The 4,552-nt window shown below is 63.3% G+C and carries 6 protein-coding genes; 4 read left to right on the top strand and 2 right to left on the bottom strand.

What is annotated here, in order from left to right; genetic code table 11:
* Together J5F18_RS15605 and J5F18_RS15600 are read right to left on the bottom strand one after the other, a co-directional pair.
* The coding region (locus J5F18_RS15605; protein WP_346299481.1) for a PDDEXK nuclease domain-containing protein at window positions 1-895 on the bottom strand (895 nt) is incomplete at its 3' end.
* 119 nt (window positions 896-1,014) lie between these two features.
* Window positions 1,015-1,296: a cupin domain-containing protein gene (locus J5F18_RS15600; RefSeq protein ID WP_346299480.1), complete on the bottom strand. Its 282-nt coding sequence runs from the start codon at window positions 1,294-1,296 to the stop codon at window positions 1,015-1,017.
* A gap of 162 nt (window positions 1,297-1,458) precedes the next feature.
* Between J5F18_RS15600 and J5F18_RS15595 the strand changes: the two genes are divergently transcribed.
* The 4 genes from J5F18_RS15595 to J5F18_RS15580 all read left to right on the top strand — a co-directional run bounded on the left by J5F18_RS15595 (window position 1,459) and on the right by J5F18_RS15580 (window position 4,392).
* Window positions 1,459-2,796: a tetratricopeptide repeat protein gene (locus J5F18_RS15595; protein ID WP_346299479.1), complete on the top strand. Its 1,338-nt coding sequence runs from the start codon at window positions 1,459-1,461 to the stop codon at window positions 2,794-2,796.
* 199 nt (window positions 2,797-2,995) lie between these two features.
* Window positions 2,996-3,295 (top strand): DUF1778 domain-containing protein, encoded by a 300-nt coding sequence (locus J5F18_RS15590; protein WP_346299478.1) that lies wholly within the window; start codon window positions 2,996-2,998, stop codon window positions 3,293-3,295.
* A complete protein-coding gene (locus J5F18_RS15585) occupies window positions 3,295-3,837 on the top strand; it encodes a hypothetical protein (RefSeq protein WP_346299477.1) in 543 nt (180 codons plus the stop codon). Before J5F18_RS15590 ends, J5F18_RS15585 begins: the two co-directional genes overlap by 1 nt.
* A gap of 243 nt (window positions 3,838-4,080) precedes the next feature.
* Window positions 4,081-4,392, top strand: a complete 312-nt coding sequence (locus J5F18_RS15580; protein ID WP_346299476.1) for a hypothetical protein — start codon at window positions 4,081-4,083, stop codon at window positions 4,390-4,392.
* Window positions 4,393-4,552 lie beyond the last annotated feature (160 nt).

Raw genomic sequence — 4,552 nt, 5'->3', positions numbered from 1 at the left:
TCTTGCCGCTGCACAGGATAATGCCCAGCGGAGGTTCTTCGCCGGGTTCCTGCTCGTGCCGATTCAGCCAGCGCAGGTAGAGTTCCATCTGGCCCTTGTCGGCGGCCTTGAAGTCACCGAGCTTGAGGTCGATGGCCACCAGGCGCTTGAGGCGGCGATTGTAGAACAGGAGGTCGATGTAGAAGTCGTCATTGTCGATCTGGATGCGCTTCTGTCGGGCCACGAAGGTGAAGCCGGCGCCCAGTTCCAGCAGGAACAGCTCCAGCTCGCGCAAGATGGCATCCTCCAGGTCCTTCTCCAGGTAGCGGTCGCGCAGGCCCAGAAAGTCCAGCACATAGGGGTCCTTGAGCACCAGGTCCGGGCTCAGCTCACCTTGCCCGCGCAGTGTCGCCAGCTCCTGAGTCAACAGCTCGTCGGGCTTCCGGGAGAGGGCGGTGCGCTCGAACAGCATGGAATCCAACCGCTCTTGCAGGGTACGGGTGCTCCAACGCTCCTGCTGGCACATTTGCAGGTAAAAGTCGCGCTTGAGCGGATCCTCGATGTAGATCAGGGTCTTGATATGAGTCCAGCTCAATTGTCTCCGCAGCGCGGAGACAATCTCCTCGTCCGGGAAGGCTTCGGCGAAACGCAGCATATGGCGTTGGTTCTTGGCGGAAAAGCCGCGCCCGTACTCGGTTTCCAACTGCCTGGCCAGGGTCGGGACGAGTTGCTCGCCGTAGGCGGCGCGCTCGCCTTGCAGCACCTCGCGCTGGATGCGTTGGCCGACATGCCAGTAGAGCAGGGTCAGGGCGCTGTTGACAGCGTGGGCTGCCTGGCGGCGGCTTTGCTCGATCAGTTGGCGGATATCGTCGATCAATTGCCGGTTGGCAATTTTCGGTGGCTGCTTGGGGCTCATTCCTCGGTTGCCTCCGCCTTGAATTCATCGGAATACCGACGTCGAGTCTTCTTGGTCATGAACACCTCCACGGCCTCCATTATGAGGCTGATCGGGGTGTCCGCTCCAATTGGACCACTTCAGTCCAGCGCACTGCCGATGGTGTGGGCATCGTTGCGGGGCAGGACGACGATCTGCCCAGCGTGCACCGGGACCGGCGACTGCTGTCCCACGCGCAGCACCAGGCGACCGGCACTAACATAGTGGTAGGCGATGATGCTCTTCGGCTCGATGGGGGTGAACGGACGGCAATCTTCCGGCGTGACCCGGGATGTCACGCACCAGGGCGCAGAGAACTCGGCATCGAGAAAGATGCCTCCGCTCAAGCGGACCGTGCGCAGCACAGCCAGCGCAGCATCCATCGGCCGGCGCCCTCAGTGATCGCGGCGGCTCGGACAAGAAAGCCGGCGTCCCGACCATTATTGCCCGCCACACCTCCACGTAGTCTAGCAGCCAGGCGAGAGGCAGCCGTCCTGCATCTCGACCTCGTCCCCCGTCTCGACCGTTTCGTGGAGTACCCCCTCATGCTGACCGACCGCCAAGGCAACGCCCTCCCCGGTGCCACCCGGGAGACCCTGGAGCTGTACAACGGCGCCGTCGACGCCTTCAACATCTACCGCGGCGACCCCGTGACGCCCCTCGACCGGGCCATCGAGGCGGCACCGGACTTCACCATGGCCCGCATCTTCCGGGCCTACCTGTTCGCGCTGGCCACCGAGCCCGAGGCCGCCCAAGCGGCCAGGGCCGACGTGGCGGCCGCGAAGGCCTCGCGCCTCGATGACCGCGAAGCCTCCCACGTGGCCGCCCTCGAGCAGCTGCTGGCCGGGGACTGGACCGCCGCGGCGGTCGCGCTGGACCGGCACAACCTACGCTACCCCCACGACATGGCGGCCCTGCAGGCCGGGCATCTCACCGACTTCTACCGGGCCAACGCCCGCGACCTGCGCGACCGCCTCGCCCGGGTGCTGCCCAAGTGGTCCCCCGACATCCCGGGCTACTCGATCGCGCTCGGCATGTACGCCTTCGGCCTGGAGGAGACCGGCGCCTATGGCCGCGCCGAGGAGACCGGCCGCCAGGCGCTGGACCTGGAACCGCGCGACTGCTGGGCGCATCACGCCGTCGCCCATGTGATGGAGATGCAGGGCCGCCCCGAGGACGGCATCGGCTGGATGACGACGCGGGAGCCCTACTGGTCCGGCGACGACAACCTGTTCAAGGTCCACAACTGGTGGCACCGTGCCCTCTGCCATCTCGAACTGCAGCAGACCCAGGAGGCGCTGGCCCTCTACGACGGCCCGATCCGCCAGGAGCGCAGCCCGGTGGTGCTGGACATGGTCGATGCCTCGGCGCTGCTGTGGCGGCTGCACCTGACCGGCCAGGACGTCGGTCAGCGCTGGCAGGAGCTGGCACAGGCCTGGGACAGCCATGCCGACGGCAGGCTCTACCCGTTCAACGACTGGCACGCGGTGATGGCCTACCTGGGCGCCGAGCGTGACGACCAGGTGGAACGGCTGCTGACGGCCCTGCGCGATGTGGAAGGCGACGCCGAAACTTCCGTCTGGGCGCGTCGCATCGGCCTGCCCCTGGTGGAAGGCTTCGTGGCCTTCTGGCGCAGCGATTACGCCACCACCGTCGAGCGCCTGCATCCGGCGCGCTTTATCGCCAACGCCTTCGGCGGCAGCCATGCCCAGCGCGACATCATCGACTGGACCCTGACCGAAGCGGCCCTGCGCGGCGGCTACCGCGACCTGGCCGAAGGCCTGGCGAACGAGCGCCTCGCCGCCAAGCCACACAGCCCGCTCAATCTCGCCTTTCTCAAGCGAGCCGTCGCCCCGAAGCCGGTCGCGAGACGCACCGCTTAGGAAGCTAATGACGGTTAACGCAAGAGGCCCACCTCTCTCAGTGGGCCTCTTGCTTGTCATCCCCCTGGTATGGATTGGAAGCCCAGCACCGCCGATTTCGTGTGCACGAAAGCAAAGCACGCCTTTCATCCTTGAAATGTACGCCTATCAGGCGTACATTTCATGTGCTATAGATTGCAGTGAGTTTCAGGAGGCTGCCATGTCAGCTCTTACTGACATTACGAAAGAACCGGCAACCGAGCGGCTGAGCTTCCGTGCGCCGCCGCGCATCAAGCAGACCATCGAGCGTGCTGCAGCACTGAGCGGCCAAGACATGTCGGCATTCGCCCTCTCAGCAGCGTACGAGCGAGCAGTGTCCACCATCCAAGCACACGAAGTGACGCGGCTCACGCCCGAGGATCACCAGGCCTTCTTTGAGGCCCTGGAGAATCCGCCGGCACCGTCCGAGAAGCTACGCGCTGCCTTCGCTAACCACCAGGAGAGGGTGGTGAAGCGCTAATGTTGGAAAATGTTGTCATCGAGCCGCTCGATACGGACAGACATGATCGAGCGGCTTTTTCGTCTGGGGTCGAACAAGTCGATAACTTTCTGCAGAAGACAGCCGGCAAGCTGCTGAAAGGTGGCACGGTCAGAGTGTTCGTGGTGGTAGATCCCCACCAGGACCCCGAGGAGGTCCTCGGCTTCTATTCCATCAACGCTCATAGCGTGGACTATGGGGATCTTCCCAATCGCTACCGGCGATATGCACTGCCTGGCGGCAGTATCCCCGCCGCGTTCATTGGCATGATGGGTGTCGCTCAGGCTGCCCAAGGACATGGGATAGGAGGTCTGCTCCTTGCCGATGCGCTGAAGGGAGCCTACCTTGCCTCGCTTCGGGTGGGAACGGCCGTGGTGATGCTCGACATCCTGGATTGCGGCAACCCGGAAGCCGTGGCCCGGAGGAAACGGCTATACGAAGGATTTTGCTTCCAGGCTCTGTCCTCAAACCCATTGAGGATGTACATCCCCATGGCCACCGTCGCGCAGCTGCAGGAGCCTTGAGGGAGGAAGCACAATGTCCGCAAGAACCATCCACGTGGAGCGGGTGGAAAAGTCCGAGGCTTTCCGGAGAGACGCTCTGAAGGCCTGGGAGGAGTGCCAGGCCACGTGAATGCACGCGACCGCTGGCGAGCGGCCTGAACTGCCCCGGCTGCTGAAAGCCTGTATGATGGCCGTGCAACACCTTCAGATACGGAGCAGAAACCACGATCGATCATTCTTTCCAAGCCAGCACGGGAGGTTCTCATGAAGGTCTACAAACCTGAATGGCAGTGCACGTTTAGCGTAAACGAAGGCGTGGAAGAATCGGCCAGCTGGAAAGCGCGTATCGCCTGGCGCATGCGGAAGTTCGCCGACAAGCTGGACGGTGGCGGAAGAACGATCCAGATTGACTGCAACGTCACACCACAAGTGAGCCGACAGGATATCGATACCTGCCTGGGAAAAGGCTTTGAAGTGACCCAGAACCTGCTCACACAGCTCGCCCATCAAGCCGCCTGCGAAGACGTCATGCGTGACGCCAAGGCGGAACTGTTCGAGGAAGACAATCGGTCTTGATGGCGTGACGTGTCCGGCCATCACGCACCCCATTCGGCAGGGAAAACGCACGAAAGCCATCAGACCGCGAGAACGTCCGCCAGGTAGGTCTCATCTAGCGCCGCTTTCTTCTGTTTTCGCCGCACACCGCCTTTGAAACGCGTCTCCCCTTTCAGGTAAT

It is taken from the genome of Halomonas sp. BM-2019 (assembly GCF_017584085.1).
Note: the sequence above shows the minus strand (reverse complement) of the source record. Positions and strands in the feature narration are given on the sequence as shown.